This window comes from uncultured Empedobacter sp., from assembly GCF_937930195.1.
Lineage (GTDB): Bacteria > Bacteroidota > Bacteroidia > Flavobacteriales > Weeksellaceae > Empedobacter > Empedobacter stercoris.
This window is the reverse complement of sequence record NZ_CALGVK010000187.1, coordinates 1-2,107: the sequence shown is the minus strand read 5'-3', so window position 1 is coordinate 2,107 and position 2,107 is coordinate 1. Positions and strand designations below refer to the sequence as shown.

Below are 2,107 nucleotides of genomic sequence, written 5' to 3'. Positions count from 1 at the left end.
CTTCTTCTACTTGTTCACCACAACGTAAACTTGGATTAAGTGAAGTCATTGGTTCTTGGAAAATCATTCCGATTTCATTACCTCTAATTTCTTCTAATTCTTTGGGAGAAAGTTTTAGTAAATCAATCATTTTATCATCTTGACGAAAAAGAATTTCACTTTCTGGATGAATCGTCGCATTTGGAGATAATAATCCCATGATTGCTAAAGATGTCAAAGACTTTCCCGAACCAGATTCTCCCACAATACCTAAAGTATCGCCTTGTTCAACTTTGAAATTAATGTTGTTCAGCACTTGTTTATCTCCAAAAGAAATTGATAAATTTTTAACCTCAATGATATAATGTAAACTTTGATTTTGCATTGCAAATAGTTGCTTGGTAAATGAAGTGGAAATTTAGTGATTTTTAATGATTTTCTTCACTCTATAAATTCTAAGATTTTGTATTTATTTATTTTGTAATTTTGCTACGAATCAAACCGTTGTGATTTATAATATTTTTTATTAATTTAGACATATTGATTTACTGGCTCACAAAAACTTATAACAAGTCAGTTTCTTAAATTCGAAGAATGGATACATACTCCCAGATTTCGACATTGTTTTTAGTCGCTAATCACAATGTCGCCGATGAAATTTCTGTAGCAAAACTTTTGCTTACAATTTTCCTTGTTTTATTAAATGGTTTTTTCGTTGCAGCAGAATTTGCAATTGTAAAAGTACGTTCGTCACAAATTGAAGTCAATCAAGATATAAATGAAAGAACTTCGAATGCTGCAAAGCGAATTGTAACACATTTAGATTCTTACCTTGCAGCAACACAATTAGGAATTACTTTAGCTTCCTTAGGATTGGGTTGGGTTGGAGAAAGTTCTATCACACCAATTATTTTAAAACTTTTTGAAGTTTTAGGTTTAACCTCTCCATCTTGGACTACGATTGCACAAAATGCAGCTATTCCAGCTTCATTCTTTATTGTGACAATTTTGCACATTGTTTTTGGAGAATTAGCACCAAAGTCATTAGCAATTCAGTATCCAACAAAAACAACATTTGCTGTTGCTTGGCCACTTAGAGTGTTTTATTTTGTATTCAAACCACTTATTGTAATGATGAATGGTATGGCTAATATTATTCTTCGAGCATTTGGAATTCACCCTATTCATGGAGGAGAAATACATACAGAAGAGGAATTAAAAATGATTATTACCGAAAGTACCGAAGGTGGTGCAATCGAAGAATCAGAGCGAAATCTGATTCAAAATGTTTTTGATTTTGATGATCGTCGTGTCATGAATATTCAAACATTACGTAAAAATGTATCCGCAATTAATATCAATACTTCTGTAAAAGAAGCGTTAGATTATGCGATTAATGAAGGATATTCTCGTTACCCTGTTTATGAAGAAGAATTTGATAATATAAAAGGGATCATTTACGCGAAAGATTTGATTAAACAATTATTAGAAAATCCTAACCAAACGGAGATCGAAGGTTTGTTACGTGAACCCATTTTTATTTCAGAAAATGCATTGATTAAAAATGTAATGAAACAATTTCAGAAAAAGCATATGCAAATTGCGGTTGTGACTAACGAAGTTGGTGAAGTAGCAGGAATTGTTTCGATGGAAGATATTTTAGAGGAATTAGTTGGTGAGATTCAGGATGAATATGACAACGAAGATCCTATTGTTTCGCGTGTTTCGGAAGGTATTTATAATGTAAATGCTCACAATGCAATTAGTGATATTAATCGCTTAGTTCCTTTTAAATTCGAAGAAAGTGAACATTATGATACGTTGGCTGGGTTGATTTCTGAATGTTATCCTGACAAAGAATTGTCCGAAGGTGATTTGGTTGATTTGGAAGAATACACAGGAACAATTATTAAAATGTACCGAAATTCGGTAGAACAAATTCAATTAAAAGTGAAAGAAGAATTCATCGAGAATTACCGAGATGAACCTGACACAGCTGAAGATGATGAAAATTAGTCTTTAAAATATGAATGAAAAATCCGCTCAACAACGAGCGGATTTTTTATTTTATATATCTTCTTTTCTCGAGAGCGGAATATCATATCTCATTTTTCGAAAAACATTAATC

The 2,107-nt window shown here is 31.9% G+C and carries 2 protein-coding genes; one reads left to right on the top strand and one right to left on the bottom strand.

The window, feature by feature from the left end; genetic code table 11:
- A partial coding sequence (locus Q0616_RS11330; protein ID WP_298777015.1) for an ATP-binding cassette domain-containing protein occupies positions 1-364 on the bottom strand: 364 nt, incomplete at its 3' end.
- 209 nt (positions 365-573) lie between these two features.
- On the opposite strand from Q0616_RS11330, the gene Q0616_RS11325 reads away from it, so the two are divergent.
- Positions 574-1,995: a hemolysin family protein gene (locus tag Q0616_RS11325; protein ID WP_225539134.1), complete on the top strand. Its 1,422-nt coding sequence runs from the start codon at positions 574-576 to the stop codon at positions 1,993-1,995.
- Positions 1,996-2,107 lie beyond the last annotated feature (112 nt).